Here is a 19,518-nt window from a genome sequence, read left to right as displayed (position 1 = left end):
CGCGCTGCCCTCAGTACACGAGTGCCTGTGCGCCCTCGGCCATCGTCTCCTCCACGAAGACGGCGGCACCGGCGATCCGCACGCCGGGGATCACGTCGCCGGTGCCGATGTCCCGGCGGGCGGCGCACTGGGTGCAGGCGGTCACCGTGCCGGTCGCCAGGATCACGTGCAGCAGCTCGGCCAGTGGCGCGGAGTGCGGCAGCTCGAAATTCTGGGCGCGACCGGGCAACGCGAACCAGGTCGACTCACCGGTGAGCCAGAGCGAGACGTGTACTCCGGCTGCCGCCGCAGTGGCGGCGACGGTGAACGCCTGGGCGCATCGCTCCGGCGCGTCGGCGCCGGCGGTGGCCTTGACGACGAGAGTGCGGGCCATGCCGCCCAGCATAAGATGGCCCGGATGGTCACCGAGATCGGGTTCGTCAGCCTGCTGGTCGCCGGCCTGGGCGCGCTCGCCGGTGGCTTGGTATATGTGGCGGTCCTCCTAGCGAGAGGCAGACAGTGAGCGCGAGGAGTGAGCCGGTGTTGCGAGCCCCGCAGTCGCGAACGAAAGAGGCACAGTGAGCGCGTCGGACGACAATCCGCTGGCACCGCCGCCGTGGCTGAACGCGCCGCCGGTCGAGCCGTACCCCTTCGAGGAGAGCCACGACCTGCGGGTCGGGCCGAAGCTGCATCCGAGCCTGGACGGGCTGCTGCCGTACGTCGGCGTCTGGCGGGGACGCGGCCGGGGTGGTTTCCCCACCATCGAGGACTTCGACTTCGCCCAGGAGATCCGGATCAGCCACGACGGCCGTCCCTTCCTGCACTACGAGTCGCGGGCGTGGATCCTCGACGAGCAGAGCCAGCCGGTGCGTCCGGCCGGTCGGGAGGTCGGCTGGTGGCGTCCGGTGTTCGACGGTGACCGGGTCACCGACGAGCTGGAGGCGCTGCTGACCGTCCCCACCGGCGTGATGGAGCTGCACGTCGGGCGGCGCAAGGGCACGCAGATCGAGTTCGTCACCGACGCGGTGGTGCGGACCTCCACCGCCAAGGAGGTGACCGCCGGGCACCGGCTCTTCGGCATCGTCGAGGGAGCGCTGCTGTACGCGCAGGACATGGCCGCGGTCGGCCAGCCGCTCACGCCGCACCTGTCGGCACGCCTGATCCGGGTGGCCGGCTGAGTCGACGGGCGTCTGGCGTTCGGCTTCCGGCGTCGGCCGTGACGGCGGCCCTCCGGCCAGCCGTCAGGGCAGCGGGAAACCGAGCAGTTCCTGCACCGCCCCGGTACGCGTACCGGGCGGCAGCGGCGTGCCGTCGAGACTGCGCACCGCCACCGCGCCGCGTACCGACGAGGTGAGCCAGACGCCGTCGGTGGTGTGCAGACCGGCCGGGGTGACCATCCGTTCGTCGGCCGTGCAGCCCAGCTCGGCGGCGTGCGCCAGCAGCCACGCGACGGTGGTGCCGGGCAGGATGCCGGTGTCCCGGGCCGGCACCGTGCACAGGGTGTCCCCGTCCAGCCAGACCACGTTGGCGGTCGGCCCCTCCAGCACGTACCCGTCGGAGGAGACCCAGAGCACGTCGTCGACGCCGACCCGGGCCGCCCAGCGGCGGGCGGCGGTGCTCGCCCGGTACGAGGTCGACTTGAGGCCGGCGGGGAGCCAGTCGAGGTCCGGTCGGGCCTGCGCGGGTACGCCCAGCGGAAGCGTGGCCACCCGTACCCCGTCCCGGCGGGCCTGCCGAGCCGTGGTCGGCACCTCGGCGAGGGTGGCGTACACGGTGGGTCCTCCGCCGCCCTCGGGGCCGCGCGTGCAGACCAGCCGGAGCGCGCCCTCGACCTCGGTCGGCCAGCCGGCGGTGACGTCGTCCAGCAGCGCGACCAGGTCGGCGTCGGGGGGCAGGGGCAGCTCGACGGCGGCTGCGCCGGCCCGCATCCGGGCCAGGTGCTCCTGCCGCAGCCACGGCCGACCGCCGCGCAGGTGCATGGTCTCGAACAGCCCGTCGCCGTGCAGGACGCCGAGGTCGTCGCCGCGCAGCAGCGGCTCGCCGGGCGGTCGCAGGCCCCGGCCCAGTACGCCGATCCGGGACGCCACCATGCGGCCGAGCCTAGTGCCGACGCCCGCATCCGGAGGTACGCGCATCTCCGAACTATGATCGGAGGGTGTCCGAATCCTCCCTGGCGGAACTGCTCCGCGCCCGTGGGCTGCGGCTGACGGCGCAGCGGCAGCTGATCCTGCAAGCGGTGCTGGACCTGGGGCACGCCACCCCGGAGCAGGTGCACACGGCGGTCCGCGAGGTCGCCGCCGGTGTCAACATCACCACCATCTATCGCACGCTGGAGCTGCTGGAGCGGCTCGGCCTGGTCACCCACACCCATCTGTCGCACGGATCGCCGACCTACCACGCCGCCGGGGAGGACCAGCATGTCCACCTGGTCTGCCGGGAGTGCGGCGCGATCGACGAGATGGAACCCGAGCTGCTGCGCCCGCTGGCCGACCAGTTGGCGACCGAGCGGGGCTTCCGGGTCGACATCGGCCACGTCTCCTTCTTCGGCGTGTGCGAGCGGTGCGGAGACGGGGACGGGGAGCAGAAATGATCGACATCGCGGGTGCGGTGACCGTGGAGAGCATCGACGAGGCCAGCCGGGACCAGCCGGAGCCGGCACACGCGGCGGCCGGCGTACGGTCGGTGGCCGCGCACTACGGCGACCCGATGCGTGAGCAGCGGCTGCTCGACACCGAGGTCGGCCTGGTGGACCGCTCGCACCGGGGCGTGGTCGCGGTGCCGGGCGCGGAGCGGATCTCCTGGCTGCACACCCTCACCACCCAGCACCTGGCCGACCTGGGGGCCTGGCAGGGCACCGAGCTGCTGGTGCTCTCGCCGCACGGGCACGTCGAGCAGCACGCGATGGTGACCGAGGACGGCGACACCCTCTGGCTGGACACCGAGCCCGGCGCCACCGGGGGCCTGTTGGGCTACCTGGAGAAGATGCGCTTCTTCAGCCGGGTGGAGCCCCGCGACGCCACCGCCGAGTACGCGCTGCTGTCGCTGGTCGGGCCGAAGGCGCCCGACGCGGTGGCCCTGCTGGACGTGCCGCCGCTCGCCGAGCCCGAGGTGCTCGGCGTACCGGGGGCCAAGTTCCGCTCCGGTGAGCTGCCCGCCCGCCCGACCGCCCGGTACGACGTCACGCCGCTGCCCGATGGCGGCTGGGCTCGCCGGGTGCCGCTCGGCGTGGACCTGCTGGTGCCCCGGGCCGCCATGGAGCAGGTGGTGAACCGGCTGCGCGACGGCGGTGTGCGGCCCGCCGGGCTGTGGGCGTACGAGGCGGTGCGGGTCGCCGCCCACCGGGCTCGGGTCGGTGTCGACACCGACCACCGCACGATCCCGGCCGAGGTGGACCTGATCGCCCCCGCCGTGCACTTGGACAAGGGCTGTTACCGGGGGCAGGAGACGGTCGCCCGGGTGCACAACATGGGCCGTCCGCCGCGTCGGCTGGTCCTGCTGCACCTGGACGGGGTGATGACCGACCAGCTCCCGGCCGCCGGCACCCCGATCACGCTGGACGACCGGACGGTCGGCTTCGTCGGCACCGCCGTGCTCCACCACGAGCAGGGCCAGATCGCGCTGGCCGTGGTGAAGCGCTCGGTCTCGGACGACGCGACGCTCCGGGTCGGCGAGAGCACCGCCGCCATCGACGTGATGTAAGGAAGGGCACCTTATTAACGCCTGCGGTATAGCAGGGGTCCCCTGCTAACACCGACGGCTCCCGCTCCCTGCTCGCACCGACGGCACCTGCCTGCGCCGGGGACCGGGAAGGGGGTTCTAGGATCGCCGGCATGACAACAGCGACGTTGATCACGGTTGCCCCCACCGGCGCGGAGTCGGCCAAGACGGAGGTGCCGGCGCTGCCGGTGACCCTGGACGAGCTGCTGCTCACGGCGAAGGAGTGCGAGGCGCTGGGCGCCTCCGTGATCCACGTCCACATCCGCGACGGCCAGGCGCGCCCGACGCTGGACCAGGGACGGTTGCGGGAGACCGTGGCGGCGCTGCGGGAGAGCACCGACCTGATCGTGCAGCTCTCCACCGGTGGGGCGGTCACCGACCCGGAGTCGCACCGGCTGGCCGTGCTGGAGGCGGGACCGGACATGGCCTCGTGCACCATGGGCACGGTCAACTTCGGCGACGACGTGTTCCTCAACCGCTGGGAGTTCATCGTCGACCTGCACACCCGGATGCAGGAGCGGGGCGTCGTGCCCGAATACGAGATCTTCGACCTCGGCCACCTGACCGCGTTGCAGCGGCTGCTCGGCCGGTACGGGCTGCCGCACGGCGGTCACGTGCACGTCGACTTCGTGATGGGGGTGCCGGGTGGGATGCCGGGCACCACGGCGACCCTGGTCGCGGCCCAGCAGATGCTGCGGGACCTGCCGGAGGGGACCACGTTCTCGGCGACCGGCGTCGGCCGCACCAGCATTCCGGTGCTGCTCGCGAGTCTGTCGGCCGGAGGCCACCTGCGGGTCGGCATGGAGGACACGATCACGTACGCCAAGGGGCGGCCGGTGGAGTCCAACATGCAGCTCGTCGCCCGCGCGGTCGGCTTCGCCCAGCTCGCGCAGCGTCCGCCGATGACCACCGCCGAGGCGCGCGAGATGCTCGGAATGTAAGGGGAGACTTCCCCACCGTCGCTGTACACCCGGAGGTGGCGTCCCTGCTCACCCCGGTGCCGGCCCACACCGCATCGTCGGTACCGTCCACGTTGTGGGAGAGACGTACGAGGGCGGCGCGGCCCTCGCCGAGGTGGTCCGGTCCGGCTTCGTGGAGGGCGTACACCGGGGGTCGGTGGTGGTGCTCGACGCCGACGGCGCGGTGGTCGCCACCGCGGGTGACGTGACCTCGCCGATCTTCCCGCGCTCCGCGAGCAAACCGATGCAGACGGTCGGCATGATCGGCGCCGGGCTGCCGCTGACCGGGTCGGCCGACCTGGCCCTGGTGTCGGCCAGCCACGCGGGGGAGGAGTTCCACCTGGCCCGGGTGGCCGGGCTGCTCGCCGCCGCCGGTCTGCACGAGGACGCGCTGCACTGCCCGCCGGACCTGCCGGTCGGTGAGCAGGCCCGCGAGGCGGTGCTGCGGGCCGGGGGCGGTCCCACCCGACTCCAGATGAACTGTTCCGGCAAGCACGCCGGGATGGTGCTGACCTGCCGTGCCGCCGGTTGGCCGCTGGACGGGTACTGGCGGCCGGAGCACCCGCTCCAGCAGCGACTGCGGGACGCGGTCGAGGAGCTGACCGGGGAGTCGGCGGTGGCGGTCGGTGTGGACGGCTGCGGCGCGCCGGTGCTGTCGGCGTCGCTGACCGGGCTGGCCGGGGCGTACCTGCGGCTGGTGACGGCGGAGGAGGGCACGGCTCCGCGTACGGTGGCCGACGCCATGCGCGGGCACCCGGAGATCGTCGGTGGCACGGAGGCCGACGACACCCGGCTGATGCGCGGCGTACCGGGGCTGCTGGCGAAGGTGGGCGCGGAGGGCGTGATCGCGACCGCGCTGCCCGGCGTCGGCGCGGTGGCGTTGAAGATCGACGACGGCGCCGGTCGCCCCCGGATGCCGGTGCTGGTCTCCGCGTTGCGTCGGCTCGGTGTCGACGCGCCGGTGCTGGCGGAGTTCGCCGAGGTGCCGCTCTTCGGCGGTGGCCTGCCGGTCGGCGCCGTCCGTCCGCTCTGGTGACGCCTCGGCGGCAGCCGTCGTTCGCCGCCGGCTGAGTGCGCCGTCGTTCGCGGGCGGCTGAGTGCGCCGTCGTTCGCGGGCGGCGGAGTGGTTAGCAGGGGTCCCCTGCTATACCGCAGGCGTTAGCAGGGGACCCCTCCTTTCATCCCTATGCCGCAGGCAGGAAGTCGAGCAGCGCGGCGTTCACCGTTGCCGGGCGCTCCAGGGGGAGCAGGTGAGCCGCGTCCGGCACGTCGGGCAGGCGTACCGCCTGCGGAGCCTCGGCCGCGATGCGGTCGGCCAGGTGCCGGATGTCGGGTACGTCCGCCGCACCGGCCATGACCAGTACGGGCATGGTCAGCTCGCCGAGCCGCCCACTGGCCGGCGGATCCAGTTCGGCGATGTCCACCGCGCTGAGCGCCAGTTCGGCGGCGAGCGCGTGTTCGTCCATCGCGGTGGCGAACGCCACCAGGTGCGGGTCGACGTCTGCGGGGTCCCGTTCCGGGCCCACCACCCAGAACCGCACCTCCCCGGCGGCGGTGGCCGCGAAGTCCTCCGGGTCCACCTCGCCGACCAGGCTCTCCCACAGGTCGTTTGTCTGCTCGGACCACTCGTGGCCGGAGACGGCGGTGCCGAGCAGGGCGAGTGCGCTGACCCGTGCCGGGTAAGCAAGGGCGGTGTCGATCGCCACCGCGCCGCCGAACGAGCAGCCGACCAGGGCGGCCCGGGGCAGGTCGAGCGCGTCGAGCAGCCCGGCCACGTCGTCGTGGTGGGCGAAGGCGGTGGACGGCAGCTCGGATTCGCCGTAACCACGCAGGTCGACGGCGATCACCCGGTGCCGGACGGCGAGCGCGTCGAGCTGCGCGTGCCACATCCGGCGGTCCGCGATGCCGGCGTGCAGGAGGACGACCGGCGATCCCGAGCCCGTCTCGTCGTACGCCAACTGTGCGCCATTCACTTCGATCTTGGTCACGGCGAGACGGTACGACCGGGCGCGCGCGGGCGCAAACCCGCACGCGGCGGGACGGCGTGCCGCCGTGCGCGGGGCCCGCGAACCGGAGGCGGCGAGGACGGTACGACCAGCCGGACGCGGGCGCGAATCCAGCCCGATGAGACCTTGCTAACTCGGGCTAGCGTTTTGCTTGCAGGAGCTAGCAGTGCCGGTTAGCGTGGAGTCATGGCCACTTCCAAGGACCTTCCCGACGTCGGCGGGTTCATTCGTGACCTGCGGCGGAACGCGAAGATCTCGCTGCGGCAGCTCGCCGAGCAGGCCGGGGTGAGCAACCCCTACCTGAGCCAGATAGAGCGGGGCCTGCGCCGTCCCAGTGCCGAGGTGCTCCAGCAGCTCGCCAGTGCGCTGCGGGTCTCCACCCCGGCGATGTACCTGCGCGCCGGGCTCCTCGACGACAAGGAGGGTCAGGGCGTGCTGGCGGCCATCGCGGTCGACCCGGACCTGACCATGGCCCAGAAGCAGTCCCTGACCCAGATCTACGAGACGTTCCGTCGGGAGAACGCCCGGCTCGCCGACGCGACCGCCGCCGCGGACGCCGCTCGGGAGGACGCCGCCGACACCGACGTGGCCGGCGGGACGAACGTCGCGAACGACGTTCCCGACCTCACCTCGCCCGACGTGGCGAACCTGGCCGCCACCGGTCCCACCACCGCCGAGGGATCGCCGACCGAGGCCGTTCTCGAATCGGTCGCCGTGACGGAGGCCGGTCCGGCCCCCGCGCCGACCCGTACCCCAGCCAAGAAGGCCGCCCGCACGGTGGTCCGCAAGGCCTCCGCCGAGGCCCAGGAGGAGAAGTCATGACCCAGCCGAAGACCGACCGCATTCCCGCTCCGCTCTACGCTGCCGCCGGTGCCGGCGACCTCGCCCTGAAGCAGTTGCGGCGACTGCCGACCGTGGTCGGCGAGCTGCGCGACCGGGTCACCGCCGACGGCGGGCGGGTCGTGAGCGACCTCGGTGGCAAGGCCGTCGTCGCCGGATTCGAGCTGCGTCAGAAGGCCAACGACGCGCTGCGCAACGCCAACCAGACCGCCGAGTCGCTGCGGCAGAAGGCCACGCCGGCCGACCTCAACCGGCTGCGTGAGGCCGCCGACCTCAACCGGTTGCGTGAGGTCGCCGACCCGGCGAAGCTGCGCGAGGCCGCCGACGTGCAGAAGCTGCGCGAGGCCGCCGACCTGGATCGGCTGCGTGAGCTGGCGACCCGCAACGCCGCCGTGGTCGTCGCCGGTGCCCACGCCGCCCAGGAGCGGGCACTGGCCGCGTACGGCGCGCTGGTCGCGCACGGTGAGCGGGTCGTCGGTGCGGGCGTGGTGGAGGCCGCCGAGACGGTGAACGCCGACATCGACGCCACCGAGGCCACGGTGGAGCCCACCGCGATCGCGCCGGCCGCCGCGCCGGTGACGCAGCGCAAGAAGGCCGAGGCGCCCAGCCCGGCCGAGGTCGCCGAGATCGTGGAGGCCAAGCCGGCCGCCAAGAAGGCCGCGGCCAAGAAGACCACCGCGGCGAAGGCGAGCACCGGGCAGTCGGCCGCCGCCAAGAAGGCCACGCCGTCGGCGAAGCTGCCCCGGGCCACGAAGCGGACCCGCCCGACGGCCGAGTGACCACGACAGACACATCGACCACGGCGACCCCGGTCCCGTCCTGTCGGACGGATCCGGGGTCGCCAGCATAAGCTTGCCGTCATGGCCAACGCCGCGCCGATCTTCGTCTTCGACGTCCGCTACGTGATCGAACTGATCCTTTTCGTGTTCGCACTGGTCGTGCAGGGGGTGGCACTCGTGCACGCCGTCACCCAGCGCTCCGACGCCTTCCCCGCCATCGGCACCCTGCCCAAGGGTGGGTGGATCGCGATCCTGGCGGTCACGACCCTGCTGACCCTGCTGACCCGCAGCACGCTGAGCATCTTCGGGCTGATCGGTGTCGCCGCCGCCCTCATCTACCTGCTCGACGTGCGCGTCGGCCTGCGTGAACTGGGCGACGGTAGAGGATCCTGGTGAGGGCGTTCCGCTGGCCACCACCACCGGACGGCGGACCTCGCACCTGCGGGCCGGGGCCGGGCGCACCGCGTACCGGTCGCCCGCCGCTGCCCGACCCGGACACCGAGCTGGTCGACACCCCGCACGGCGTACGCCTGGAGCGGCTGGTCACCGGCGTCGGTGACCCGGTCACCGTGTTCGCGCACGGCTTCGGCAACGGCATCGCCACCACCCGCCCGTTCGGCAGCGGGGTGAACGGGCGCAAGGTCTTCTTCCAGTTCCGTGGCCACGGTCGCTCGGACGCGCCGGACGGCCCGTGGAGCTACCTCGACCTCGCCCGGGACCTGCGCGCCGTCGCCGATCTCAGCGGTGCGACCCGCGCCTTCGGAGTGAGTCTCGGTGCGGGCGCACTGTGCCGACTGCTGGTGGAGAGCCCGGACCGCTTCGACCGGCTGGTCTTCTTCCTGCCCGCCGCGCTCGACCGGCCACGGGGACCGCTGGCCCACGCTCGGCTGACCGAGCTGCTCGCGGCGGTGGAGGTCGGGGACGCCTCGGCGGTGGCCGAGGTGGTCTCGGCCGAGATGCCGCCGGCCGTGCGCAACACTCCGGCCGGTTGGGCGTACCTGCGGCAGCGGCTGGACCATCTGCTCCGCGACGGACTCGCCGCCGGACTGGCCGACCTGCCGGGGCAGGTGCCGGTGCCGGACGCCGGGGCGCTGGCGGCGGTGACCGTGCCGGCCCTGGTGATCGCCGCCGAGGGGGACGACCTGCACCCGGTGGAGGTGGCCGAGGAACTCGCCGCCGTGCTGCCGGGCGCCACCCTGCACCGGTACGCCCGCCCCGGCGTGCTGTGGACGGAACGCGCCGATCTGCGCGGCCGGATCTCCGAGTTCCTGAACGGGTAGCCTGCGCTGTCATGGGCGTCACACACCATGGCCGCACCCACCGCCTCGACCTGGCCGACCCGAACCTGCGCGAGTGGGAGTGCACGGTCCTGCACAGCGACCCCGAGCAGGGCATCGTGCTGGACCGCTCGGCCTTCTATCCGGGCGGTGGCGGCCAGCCGCCGGATCACGGTGTCCTGCTGTGGCAGGGGGTGCAGACCCGGATCGCGGGCACCCGAAAGGGCGACGACCTCTGGCTGATCCCCGCCGAGGGTGATCCGTTGCCGCCGGTCGGCAGCACGGTCACCGGAGCGGTGGAGGACGAGCGGCGCAGCCGGCTGATGCGTACCCACTCGGGGTTGCACGTGCTCTGCGGGGTGGTCTTCCGCGACTTCGGCGCGCTGGTCACCGGCGGCAACATGGAACCCGGCGAGGCACGGATGGACTTCAACCTGCCCGAGGTGCCGCCGGACTTCAAGACCCGGATCGAGGAACTGGTCAACGCCGAGGTGGTGGCCGACCGATCGGTGGCGACCCGGGTGTTGCCGCGTACGGAGGCGCTGGCCCTGCCGGACATCATCCGTACCCAGTCGAACCTGATCCCGCCGGACGAGGCGGAGGTGCGCATCGTCGACATCGTCGGTCTGGACGTGCAGGCCGACGGGGGCACCCACGTGGCGTCCACCGCGCAGATCGGCCAGGTCCGGGTGGTCAAGGTCGAGAGCAAGGGCCGGGCGAACCGTCGGGTACGCATCCGCCTCGCCGACTAGCCGCCGGCCGGAGTGCGTACGGACGGCCTGTTCGGGCCCGCCGAGCCGGTCCGGCCTCGGCATCCTTTACCCGATCGTCGCGACAGATTACAAGATCATCTCATCTTTGGTGGCGATTTCTGCTGTACGGTCTGTGGGTGAGAACCGAGCGTCACTGGTGGAACGGCGACCGCACCGTGCGTGGACGTCGCGATGTGTTCATCCGCACCGACGGCGAGTCGTGGGAGGTCGAGGCCCGGGCCGGCGGCGGCGCCGGCGGGTCGAAGATCATTCCGTGTCCGGGCCTGCGGTCGGCGGAGATCCTGGCCGGAGCGTGGATGGACGGCCAGCGTAAGTGGCAGGACGTCGCCACCACCTGAGCAGATCGTGCTCCCGCACGTCGGTGGGCGGCAGGGGGTAGACTGACCTTGCGGCCCTGTCCTGGCGGGCCGGCTCGATGTTCCCAGGCCACGCGCCGCGGCCGGTAAGCGGTCAGCGCCGGGCGGGATCTCTCTTCGACGTTCGGAGCATTCATGGCGGCACGCCGCCCACAGCAGCAGAACACCTCCTCGACCACTCCCACCTTCGCCGATCTCGGCGTGCCCGAGGCGCTCACCCGCGTCCTCGCCACGGCCGGGGTGGACCGGCCGTTCCCGATCCAGGCGGCCACGCTGCCCGACGCGATCGCCGGACGCGACGTGCTCGGCCGTGGCCGCACCGGTTCGGGCAAGACGTACGCCTTCGTACTGGCGGTGCTCACCCGCCTGGCGGCCACCCCGGCGCCTCGACGGGCCGGGCGTCCCCGGGCGCTGATCCTCGCGCCCACCCGTGAGCTGGCCTCCCAGATCGACGCCGTGATGGCCCCGCTGGCGCAGGCCCTGTCGCTGCGCACCATGACCGTCTTCGGCGGTGTGGCCGCCAATCCGCAGATCAAGGGGCTGCGGGCCGGGGTCGACGTCGTGGTGGCCTGCCCGGGCCGGCTCGCCGACCACGTCGACGCGGGCCACGCGCACCTGGACGCGGTCGAGATCACCGTGCTCGACGAGGCCGACCACATGGCCGACCTGGGCTTCCTGCCCACCGTACGGCGGTTGATGGACCAGACCCCGCGCGGCGGCCAGCGCCTGCTCTTCTCCGCCACCCTGGACGCCGGTGTCGACGTGCTCGTCCGTCGGTTCCTCACCGACCCGGTCACGCACAGTGTCGACTCGGCGCAGTCCCCGGTCACCGCGATGACGCATCACGTGTTGCACGTGCTCGCCGACGAGCGGTTCGCCGTGCTGGTCGACCTGGTCGCCACGCCGGGTCGCAGCGTGGTGTTCACCCGCACCAAGCGGGGGGCCAAGACGCTCACCCGTCGCCTGGTCGCCGCCGGGGTGAAGTCCGTGGAGCTGCACGGCAACCTGGCCCAGGGGGCGCGGGCCCGCAACCTCCAGGCGTTCTCCGACGGCGAGGTGCAGACGCTCGTCGCGACCGACATCGCCGCCCGGGGCATCCACATCGACGACGTGGCCCTGGTGGTGCACGCCGATCCGCCCGCCGAGCACAAGGCGTACCTGCACCGGTCGGGTCGTACCGCCCGGGCGGGCGCGGCCGGCACGGTCGTCACGTTGATGACCGACCAGCAGGCGTCCGAGGTGCGGGAGCTGACCCGTAAGGCGGGTATCCGGGCGACCACCACCCGGCTGCGTCCGGGTGACGCGTTGCTGCGCGAGATCGCCCCGGGGGAGCGGACGCTCGTCGCCCGGCCGGTGGAGTCCGCCGAGCCGGTACGCGAGCCGCGCTCGAACCGGGGCGGCCGTCGCGGCGGTACGTCGGCACCGACCGGCGCCACCCAGAACGGTGCGGCGCGACCCCAGACGGCACAGGCCGGCACCGGCCGGTCCCACGGCGGTCAGGGCGGCACCGGCCGGTCCCGGGGTAATCAGGGCGGCGCAGCTCGATCCCAGGAGGCGCAGACCGGTTCGGGTCGGGGCCAGCGTGCCCAGGGGGCGCAGGCCGGTTCCGGTCGGTCCCAGGGCGCGCGGTCGCAGGCGGCCCGCTCCGGCGCGGCACCGGCCGGCGGGACGCGGTCCGGAGCGGCGGCCTTCTCCGCTCGCGCCCGGCCGAGCGGACGCCGCCGGCAGGGCTGACGTCGGCACCGCCGGGTCCGACTCGTCGCCAGAGCCGGCGGGACGTCGTCGCCAAAGCTGACGTCGGTTGTCAGGTATCCCTGGCACCGTGACCGTCATGACGACATCGTTGACGGGAAAGGTGGCGCTGGTCGCCGGCGCCACCCGGGGAGCCGGTCGGCAGATCGCGGTGCAACTCGGCGCGGCCGGTGCCACCGTGTACGCCACCGGTCGCAGCAGCCGGGCGGCGCGCTCCGAGCTGAACCGGCCGGAGACCATCGAGGAGACCGCCGAGCTGGTGACCGCCGCCGGAGGCACCGGGATCGCGGTCCGGACCGACCATCTGGTGCCGGACGAGGTGCGGGCCCTGGTCGAGCGGATCGACGCCGAGCAGGGCCGACTTGACGTGCTGGTCAACGACGTGTGGGGTGCCGACCCGCTGATCACCTGGGAGAAGCCGGTCTGGGAACAGCCGCTCGACGCCGGTTTCCGGACGCTGCGGCTGGCGGTGGAGACCCACGTGATCACCAGCCACTTCGCGTTGCCGCTGCTGACCCGCCGTCCCGGCGGGCTGGTGGTGGAGGTCGGCGACGGCACGAAGGCGTACAACGACGAGAACTACCGGTTGTCGGTCTTCTACGACCTGGCCAAGACCTCGGTCAACCGGCTCGCCTTCATCTGGGCGCACGAGCTGAAGGAGTACGGCGGCACGGCCGTCGCGCTCAGCCCCGGATGGCTGCGGTCGGAGGCGATGCTGGAGCACTTCGGTGTCACCGAGGAGAACTGGCGGGACGGCGTAGCCACCGATCCGCACTTCCTGATCTCCGAGACGCCGGCCTTCGTCGGCCGGGCGGTCGCCGCACTCGCCACCGACTCCGACCGGCACCGCTGGAACGGCCGGTCCGTCTCCGCCGGTGAGCTGTCCCAGGTGTACGGCTTCACCGACGTCGACGGTAGTCAGCCGGACGCCTTCCGCTACATCAGCGAGGTGGTCGACGCCGGTCGCCCCGCCGACGTCACCGGCTACCGCTGACCCCCGACCGCCGACCGGCGGTGCACGCCGGTCGGCGGCTAACGGTCGGTGGCGTAGAGGGCGACCGTCCGGGCCGCCGCCTCGGCCAGCCGGGCCCGTAACTCGGGCGGGTCGCAGACCTCCACCTCCGGCCCGAGCCCGAGCAGTTGGGCGTACGCCACGTCGACGGACTCGACGGGCAGCCGGATCGTCGACCAGCCCTGTTCGTCGGGTCCGCTCGCGGCGGCGACCGCCTCGTCGTACCCGAACGGGGCGTCGACCAGGTGCCGGAGCACGCGCAGGCCGACCGGGCTCAGCCGGAGCGTCACCTCGGCCCGCAGCATGCTCCGCAGGAACGACGCGGCCTCGCGCTGCCAGTGCGCCGCCAGGTCGAAGTCCGGTTCCCGGTCGAAGGTCTCCTCGTGCGGCTCGACGGCGGTGACCCGGTCCACCCGATAGGTGCGGACGTCCTCGCCGACGCGGCCGACGAGATACCAGGTCCCGTTCTTGAGCACGAGACCGTACGGACAGATCCGGCGGGTCACCTCGCGCTCCCCGCGCTGGTAGCGCAGCGTCACCACCCGGTCCCGCCAGACCGCGCCGGCCAGCTCGGTCAGCCACGTCGGCGGGGCGGTCCGGTGGTGGTACCAGCCCGGCACGTCCAGGTGGAACCGCTGCCCGGTGCGGGCCGGGGCGTCGCGCAGGCTCGGCGGCAGCGCGGCGAGCACCTTGAGTTCGGCCGCCGCCACCGCGTCGGCGAGCCCCATCTCACCGGCCGGGCCGGGCAGTCCGGCCAGGAAGAGGGCCTCCGCCTCGTCCCGGGTCATCCCGGTCAACCGGGTCCGGTAGCCGCCGAGCAGCCGGTAGCCGCCCGCCGGCCCCCGGTCGGCGTAGACCGGCACCCCGGCGGCGGAGAGCGCCACCACGTCCCGATAGACGGTGCGTTCGGAGACCTCCAGCTCGCGGGCCAGCTCCGCTGCCGTCATCACCTCCCGGGACTGCAACAACAGCAGCAACGAGATCAGTCGGGCGGCGCGCACCGGTCACCGCCCGCCTGGGGTGAGCAGGCCCCGGTCGTACGCGACGGCGACCGCCGCCGCCCGGTCGTTGACGCCGAGCTTGGCGTACACGTGCAGCAGGTGTGTCTTGACGGTGGCCTCGCTGATGAACAGCCGGGCCGCGGCCTCGCGGTTCGACGAGCCTCGGGCGACGAGCGTGAGCACTTCGAGTTCCCGCTGACTCAGCGGCTCCTCGGCCGGCGTACGCGGGGTCCGCAGCCGCCCCATCAACCGCCCGGCGACGCTGGGAGAGAGCACCGACTCGCCCCGGGCGGCGGCGCGTACCGCCCGGACCAGTTCCTCGCGGGGTGCGTCCTTGAGCAGGTAGCCGGTGGCGCCCGCCTCGATCGCCGGCAGCACGTCGGCGTCGGTGTCGTAGGTGGTCAGCACCAGCACCTTCGCCGGGCTGCCGGAGGCGGCCAGCCGCCCGATCGCGGTCACCCCGTCCATGCCCGGCATCCGCAGGTCCATCAGCACCACGTCCGGCCGCAGCGCCTCGGCCAGCGCCAGCGCCTCGGCACCGTCCGCCGCCTCGCCGAGCACCTCGAACCCGGGGTCGCCGGTGAACATGCCCCGCAGACCGTCCCGGACCACCGGATGGTCGTCGACGATGAGCAGGCGTACCGGGCCGGTCATGCGGCCGCTCCGGGCAGCGCCGGCACGGACGCGGAGACGGCGGTGCCGGTACCCGGTTCGGACTCGACGGCCAGCCGACCACCGACCCTGGTGACCCGTTGCCGCATCGCGGTGAGACCGAAGCCGCCGTCCCGGTCCGGTTCGCCGCCACCGCCGATGTCGAACCCCGACCCGTCGTCGCGGACGTCCAACGTCACCACGTCCGACATGTACGACAGGGTGAGCCCGACCCGGGACGCGGCGGCGTGTCGGGCGACGTTGGCCAACGCCTCCTGTGCGGCCCGGAGCAGCGTCACCTCGATCTCCGGGTGCAGCGGACGGGGCGTACCGGTGGTGCTGACGCTGGCCGCCACCCCGTGCCGGGCCGACCAGCGGCCACCCAGCTCGGCGAGCGCGTCGGGCAACCGGGCGGTCTCCAGCGGCTCCGGGCGCACCGCCCGGACCGACCGGCGGGCCTCGGTGAGGCTCTCCCGCGCCAGGTCCAGCGCGTTGTCCACGTGCCGCTGCCAGTCGGCCGAGCGGTTTCGGGACTGCTCGGCCGCCTCCAACTGGGTGATGATGCCGGTCAGCCCCTGGGCCAGGGTGTCGTGGATCTCCCGGGCCATCCGCTGGCGTTCGTCGAGCACACCGGCCTCCCGGGCCTGCGTGATGAGCTGGGCGTGCAGCCCCTCGTTCTCCCGCACGGTCTCGGCGAGCCGTTCGTTGGCGTCGGTCAGCTCCGCCACCAGCCGCTTGCGCTTCTCGCCCTCCCGTTCGGCCACGAAGGCGAACCAGCTCACGCCCCCGGCGACCACCAGGTTGAACAGCACCATCACCAGCCAGACCAGCCAGTGTGCGGAGATCGACGGCAGCCCGCCGCTCTGCGAGGTGCCGAGCAACGCGGCGGTGACGGTCACCCCGGCCATCGGCCACCGGCCCGGCAGGAAGAACGCGTAGACGAAGCCGACCCAGGCGAAGAAGCCGTACCACGGGCTGGCGATGACCAGCGTGGCGGCGAAGCCCAACAGCCCCACGTAGAAGAACGCCATCGGAGCCCGCCGGTCGTGCCAGTCCGGATGCAGGGTGACGAACCAGGCGACCCAGCAGGCGGCGGCTCCGACGACGGGCAGGATCACCGTGAGCGGGAGACTGCGCGGGGTCGGCGCGACGGTGGCCAACAGGGTGCCCACGGCCAGCCCGCCGAAGGGCAGCACCCGGTAGAGCCGCTCCTGCCAGATCTGCGGCCGGTCGCCGGTCTCGCCGCTGCTGGTCACCTGGCCCCCCGTTCACTGCCAGCGGAACAGTTTCGCCGCGACGGTGCCGGCCGTCAGGGCGATCGCCGCCATTATCCCCAGGTGCAGCGGCTCCGGTGCGGTGCCCGTCCAGGCGTCCAGCAGCGCCTGCACCCCGGGCGGGAGGTACGCGCCGAGGTCGGCCAGCACGTCGGGCAGCAGGAACCGGGGCAGGTAGACCCCGCCGAAGAACATCACCACCATGAACAGCGGTACCGACATCGCCTGCGCCGACCGGCCGGTGCCTGCCACCGCCGCGATCACCAGACCCAGCGCCAGCAACGCCGCCGTACCCAGGACCAAGGCGGCGGCGAACCCCCAGGGATGCTGCGGCAACGGCGAGCCGAACGCGAACCGGGCGACCAGGGCGAGCAGCACCGCGCTGGTCAGGATCCCGGCGAGAGCGAGGACGAGCTGGGCGACCAGCAGCGCCGCCGGGCTCGCCGGAGTGGTCGCCAGCCGTCGCAGGATGCCGCGCTCGCGATAGGTGGCCAGCACCGACGGGAGTACGTTCACCCCGACCATCGCCACCGAGGCGACCAGCAGCGACGGCGTGAAGTACGTGAGGAAGGACTGCCCACCGAAGTTCGGGTCCGGTTCGCGGAACGACGGGACCAGCCCGAGCACCGTCAGGATCCCGGCGGGCAACAGGATGGTGAGCAGCAGCGTCGGGAGGTCCCGCAGATAGAGCTTGGTCTCGGTCCGGAGGATCTGGCCGAAGGCGTGCATCGTCGTTCCCTTCAGTCGGTGAGCCGGTGCCCGGTCAGCTCGACGAACGCGTCGTCGAGGCTCGCCTGCTCCACCCGCAGGTCGGCGGCGGTGATCCGGTGGCGGGCGAGCACCGAGGTGACCGCGTGCAGCAGCTCGCCGGTGCCGGCCACCACCACCTGGCTGCCGCTACGGGTCACGGTGGTCACCTGCGGCAGATCGGTGAGTAGTCGATCGTCCAGCGGAGCGGACGGCCGGAACCGGATCCGCTGCTCCGGTGCCACCGCCGCGACCAGACCGGCCGGGCTGTCCAGGGCCGCCACCCGCCCCTGATCGATCACGGCGATCCGGTCACAGAGCCGCTCGGCCTCCTCCATGAAGTGGGTGACCAAGACGATCGTCACGCCTCGGTCCCGAACCCGTTCGATCAGTCCCCAGGTGTCACGTCGAGCCTGCGGGTCCAGCCCCGTGGTCAGCTCGTCCAGAATCGCGATCCTCGGGTTGCCGACCAGGGCCAGCGCGATCGACAGTCGCTGCTTCTGGCCGCCGGAGAGCTTGCCGTACGGCGCGTTCCGCTTCGCGCCGAGGCCCAGCTCCTCGATCAGCTGCTCCGGATCGGCCGGTCTGCGGTAGAACGACGCGTAGAGTTCCAGCGCCTCCGCGACCCGCAGCTTGTCGGGCAACTGGCTCTCCTGGAGTTGCACCCCGACCTGCTGGCGCAGCCGGGCACCGTCCCGGCGGGGGTCGAGCCCGAGGACCGACACCCCGCCCCCGTCAGGGACGCGCAGCCCGGCGACGCACTCCACCGTGGTGCTCTTGCCGGCGCCGTTCGGGCCGAGCACGCCGAAGATCTCCCCGTCCGCCACGGTGAAGGACACGTCCGCCACCGCCACCGTCTCGCCGTACCGCTTGTGCAGACTGGTCACCTCGATGACCGACATGCCGCCTCCCGCCGCCGCGTTCCCGTACCCCTCAAGCGTCGCGGCTGCGGTCCGGCAGCGGATCGACCGACGGGCGACGCCCGGCGGCGGCCCCGGTTGATCCCGGCGATCCGTCAACCGGTTGATGTGGCGGCGGTGACTAGGCTCTGCGACGTGAACGCATCCGCGATCCCCGGCGCCGCCGTGGGCAGCGCCCGCCGGTTCGTCGGCGGCGCCGCGCTGCTGCTGCGCGGCATCGCCCTGTACGTCCGCAGTCCCGGCCTGATGCTGCTCGGCATCGTGCCCGCGCTGATCTCCGGGACGATCTTCCTCGCCGTGTACGCCACCCTGGTCTACTTCGTCGGCGACCTGGCCCGGTTCGTGACCCCGTTCGCCGACGACTGGGCGACGACCGCGCGCAACGTGGTCCGGGTGATCGCCGGCCTGGCGATCCTCGGCCTCGGCGGTCTGCTCACCGTGCTCACCTTCACGGCGGTCACGCTGGTCATCGGCGACCCGTTCTACGAGAAGATCTCCGAGCGGGTGGAGCAGCGGTACGGCGGCACCCCCGACGCGGTCGAGGTGCCGTTCTGGCCGTCGCTGCGGCGCAGCATCGCCGACTCGCTCCGCCTGGTGGCGCTGGCCGTCCTGGTCGGCATTCCGCTGTTCGCCGCCGGTTTCATCCCGCTGCTCGGCCAGACCGTGGTACCCGTCATCGGCGCGATGGTGGGCGGCTGGCTGCTCGCCGTGGAGTTGGTCGGCGCGCCCTTCTACCGTCGGGGCAAGGGCCTGCGGGACCGTCGGGCCGTGTTGAAGGCGGACCGCCCTACCGCGCTCGGCTTCGGCGTGGCCGTCTTCGTCTGCTTCCTGATCCCGCTCGGTGCCGTCCTGCTGATGCCGGCGGCGGTGGCCGGTGCCGCCCTGCTGGCCCGTCGTACGCTCGGCCAACCCATCACGGAGGCGTGAGCATGGACGTCACGCTGGTCGAGGGGGACATCACCGCCGAGCGGGTGGACGCGATCGTCAACGCCGCCAACTCGTCGCTGCTCGGCGGCGGGGGAGTCGACGGCGCGATCCACCGCCGGGGCGGACCGGCCATCCTCGCCGAGTGCCGCGCGCTGCGCGCCTCCCGGTACGGTCGGGGCCTGCCGACCGGCGAGGCCGTCGCGACCACCGCCGGTGACCTGCCGGCCCGCTGGGTGGTGCACACCGTCGGCCCGGTCTGGACGGACACCGAGGACCGCTCACCGCTGCTGCGCGCCTGCTACGCCAACAGCCTGGCCGTCGCCGACGACCTCGGCGCGAGCACCGTGGCCTTCCCGCTGATCTCCGCCGGGATCTACGGCTGGCCGATCGACGACGCGGTCCGCCAGGCGCTGTCGGTTCTGCGCGCGGCCAGCCCGACGACGGTCACCGAGGCCCGACTGGTCCTGTTCGGTGCGGACACGTTGGCCGTCGCCGAGCGCGTCCAGGCGATCGGCTGACGCCTGCCTGCTGCTTGCAGGGGCGGGGCG

The 19,518-nt window shown here is 73.0% G+C and carries 24 protein-coding genes; 16 read left to right on the top strand and 8 right to left on the bottom strand.

Translation table 11 applies throughout. The features are described 5' to 3' along the window. Positions 1-10 precede the first annotated feature (10 nt). The gene (locus tag ACWDVW_RS01600) at positions 11-385 is read right to left on the bottom strand and encodes a DsrE family protein (RefSeq protein ID WP_396741948.1); all 375 of its coding nucleotides are present in this window, start codon (positions 383-385) and stop codon (positions 11-13) included. Positions 386-397: 12 nt separating this feature from the next. Here ACWDVW_RS01600 and mtfM point away from each other — a divergent pair, with 12 nt between their 5' ends. Continuing rightward, positions 398-502: a small membrane protein MtfM gene (mtfM, locus tag ACWDVW_RS01595; RefSeq protein ID WP_449943398.1), complete on the top strand. Its 105-nt coding sequence runs from the start codon at positions 398-400 to the stop codon at positions 500-502. A gap of 55 nt (positions 503-557) precedes the next feature. Further along, positions 558-1,157, top strand: coding sequence for an FABP family protein (locus ACWDVW_RS01590; protein ID WP_449943395.1), 600 nt, complete (start codon positions 558-560; stop codon positions 1,155-1,157). A 63-nt stretch (positions 1,158-1,220) separates the two neighbouring features. Here ACWDVW_RS01590 and ACWDVW_RS01585 read toward each other — a convergent pair whose 3' ends face one another. Beyond that, positions 1,221-2,069 (bottom strand): aminotransferase class IV, encoded by an 849-nt coding sequence (locus ACWDVW_RS01585; RefSeq protein WP_449943392.1) that lies wholly within the window; start codon positions 2,067-2,069, stop codon positions 1,221-1,223. 65 nt (positions 2,070-2,134) lie between these two features. On the opposite strand from ACWDVW_RS01585, the gene ACWDVW_RS01580 reads away from it, so the two are divergent. The 4 genes from ACWDVW_RS01580 (at position 2,135) to ACWDVW_RS01565 (ending at position 5,691) form a co-directional block, all read left to right on the top strand. Beyond that, positions 2,135-2,569: a Fur family transcriptional regulator gene (locus ACWDVW_RS01580; protein ID WP_350693115.1), complete on the top strand. Its 435-nt coding sequence runs from the start codon at positions 2,135-2,137 to the stop codon at positions 2,567-2,569. Next, the gene (gene ygfZ / locus ACWDVW_RS01575) at positions 2,566-3,678 is read left to right on the top strand and encodes a CAF17-like 4Fe-4S cluster assembly/insertion protein YgfZ (protein ID WP_449943389.1); all 1,113 of its coding nucleotides are present in this window, start codon (positions 2,566-2,568) and stop codon (positions 3,676-3,678) included. Before ACWDVW_RS01580 ends, ygfZ begins: the two co-directional genes overlap by 4 nt. Positions 3,679-3,809: 131 nt before the next feature. Beyond that, positions 3,810-4,637, top strand: a complete 828-nt coding sequence (locus ACWDVW_RS01570; RefSeq protein ID WP_449943386.1) for a 3-keto-5-aminohexanoate cleavage protein — start codon at positions 3,810-3,812, stop codon at positions 4,635-4,637. 73 nt (positions 4,638-4,710) lie between these two features. Then, positions 4,711-5,691: an asparaginase gene (locus tag ACWDVW_RS01565; protein WP_449943521.1), complete on the top strand. Its 981-nt coding sequence runs from the start codon at positions 4,711-4,713 to the stop codon at positions 5,689-5,691. 148 nt (positions 5,692-5,839) lie between these two features. On the opposite strand, the gene ACWDVW_RS01560 is transcribed toward ACWDVW_RS01565, so the two are convergent. Then, the gene (locus ACWDVW_RS01560) at positions 5,840-6,643 is read right to left on the bottom strand and encodes an alpha/beta fold hydrolase (protein WP_449943383.1); all 804 of its coding nucleotides are present in this window, start codon (positions 6,641-6,643) and stop codon (positions 5,840-5,842) included. 204 nt (positions 6,644-6,847) lie between these two features. Here ACWDVW_RS01560 and ACWDVW_RS01555 point away from each other — a divergent pair, with 204 nt between their 5' ends. The 8 genes from ACWDVW_RS01555 to ACWDVW_RS01520 all read left to right on the top strand — a co-directional run bounded on the left by ACWDVW_RS01555 (position 6,848) and on the right by ACWDVW_RS01520 (position 13,432). Next, positions 6,848-7,483, top strand: coding sequence for a helix-turn-helix domain-containing protein (locus ACWDVW_RS01555; protein WP_449943380.1), 636 nt, complete (start codon positions 6,848-6,850; stop codon positions 7,481-7,483). Further along, positions 7,480-8,280 (top strand): hypothetical protein, encoded by an 801-nt coding sequence (locus ACWDVW_RS01550; protein WP_449943377.1) that lies wholly within the window; start codon positions 7,480-7,482, stop codon positions 8,278-8,280. The genes ACWDVW_RS01555 and ACWDVW_RS01550 overlap by 4 nt, the downstream gene beginning before the upstream one ends. Positions 8,281-8,361: 81 nt before the next feature. After that, positions 8,362-8,676 carry a DUF2516 family protein gene (locus ACWDVW_RS01545; RefSeq protein WP_350693103.1) on the top strand — a complete coding sequence of 105 codons (315 nt, stop codon included), beginning with the start codon at positions 8,362-8,364 and terminating at the stop codon, positions 8,674-8,676. Further along, the gene (locus ACWDVW_RS01540) at positions 8,673-9,560 is read left to right on the top strand and encodes an alpha/beta fold hydrolase (protein ID WP_449943373.1); all 888 of its coding nucleotides are present in this window, start codon (positions 8,673-8,675) and stop codon (positions 9,558-9,560) included. The genes ACWDVW_RS01545 and ACWDVW_RS01540 overlap by 4 nt, the downstream gene beginning before the upstream one ends. Positions 9,561-9,571: 11 nt before the next feature. Beyond that, complete coding sequence (locus ACWDVW_RS01535; protein WP_449943370.1) at positions 9,572-10,309, top strand: alanyl-tRNA editing protein; 738 nt, start codon at positions 9,572-9,574, stop codon at positions 10,307-10,309. Between the two features lie 137 nt (positions 10,310-10,446). After that, entirely contained in the window at positions 10,447-10,668 is a 222-nt protein-coding gene (locus tag ACWDVW_RS01530; protein ID WP_350693098.1) for a hypothetical protein, read from the top strand. A gap of 153 nt (positions 10,669-10,821) precedes the next feature. Beyond that, positions 10,822-12,420, top strand: a complete 1,599-nt coding sequence (locus ACWDVW_RS01525) for a DEAD/DEAH box helicase (RefSeq protein ID WP_449943367.1) — start codon at positions 10,822-10,824, stop codon at positions 12,418-12,420. Positions 12,421-12,517: 97 nt separating this feature from the next. Further along, positions 12,518-13,432 carry an SDR family oxidoreductase gene (locus ACWDVW_RS01520; protein ID WP_449943364.1) on the top strand — a complete coding sequence of 305 codons (915 nt, stop codon included), beginning with the start codon at positions 12,518-12,520 and terminating at the stop codon, positions 13,430-13,432. A 38-nt stretch (positions 13,433-13,470) separates the two neighbouring features. Here ACWDVW_RS01520 and ACWDVW_RS01515 read toward each other — a convergent pair whose 3' ends face one another. From ACWDVW_RS01515 to ACWDVW_RS01495, 5 genes are read right to left on the bottom strand one after another with little or no spacing between them, the layout of a single operon-like run. Then, on the bottom strand, positions 13,471-14,451 hold the full coding sequence (locus tag ACWDVW_RS01515; RefSeq protein WP_449943361.1) for a helix-turn-helix transcriptional regulator: 981 nt from the start codon (positions 14,449-14,451) through the stop codon (positions 13,471-13,473). A 3-nt stretch (positions 14,452-14,454) separates the two neighbouring features. Then, the gene (locus ACWDVW_RS01510) at positions 14,455-15,105 is read right to left on the bottom strand and encodes a response regulator transcription factor (RefSeq protein ID WP_350693092.1); all 651 of its coding nucleotides are present in this window, start codon (positions 15,103-15,105) and stop codon (positions 14,455-14,457) included. Beyond that, positions 15,102-16,358, bottom strand: a complete 1,257-nt coding sequence (locus tag ACWDVW_RS01505) for a sensor histidine kinase (RefSeq protein WP_449943357.1) — start codon at positions 16,356-16,358, stop codon at positions 15,102-15,104. The genes ACWDVW_RS01510 and ACWDVW_RS01505 overlap by 4 nt, the downstream gene beginning before the upstream one ends. Positions 16,359-16,370: 12 nt before the next feature. Then, positions 16,371-17,105 (bottom strand): ABC transporter permease, encoded by a 735-nt coding sequence (locus tag ACWDVW_RS01500; protein ID WP_449943355.1) that lies wholly within the window; start codon positions 17,103-17,105, stop codon positions 16,371-16,373. Positions 17,106-17,116: 11 nt separating this feature from the next. Continuing rightward, the gene (locus ACWDVW_RS01495) at positions 17,117-18,025 is read right to left on the bottom strand and encodes an ABC transporter ATP-binding protein (protein WP_449943353.1); all 909 of its coding nucleotides are present in this window, start codon (positions 18,023-18,025) and stop codon (positions 17,117-17,119) included. A gap of 153 nt (positions 18,026-18,178) precedes the next feature. Here ACWDVW_RS01495 and ACWDVW_RS01490 point away from each other — a divergent pair, with 153 nt between their 5' ends. After that, complete coding sequence (locus ACWDVW_RS01490) at positions 18,179-18,970, top strand: EI24 domain-containing protein (RefSeq protein WP_449943350.1); 792 nt, start codon at positions 18,179-18,181, stop codon at positions 18,968-18,970. A gap of 2 nt (positions 18,971-18,972) precedes the next feature. Beyond that, a complete protein-coding gene (locus ACWDVW_RS01485; protein ID WP_449943348.1) occupies positions 18,973-19,488 on the top strand; it encodes an O-acetyl-ADP-ribose deacetylase in 516 nt (171 codons plus the stop codon). Positions 19,489-19,518: the final 30 nt, after the last annotated feature.

The organism is Micromonospora sp. NPDC003241, from assembly GCF_053589795.1.
Note: the sequence above shows the minus strand (reverse complement) of the source record. Positions and strands in the feature narration are given on the sequence as shown.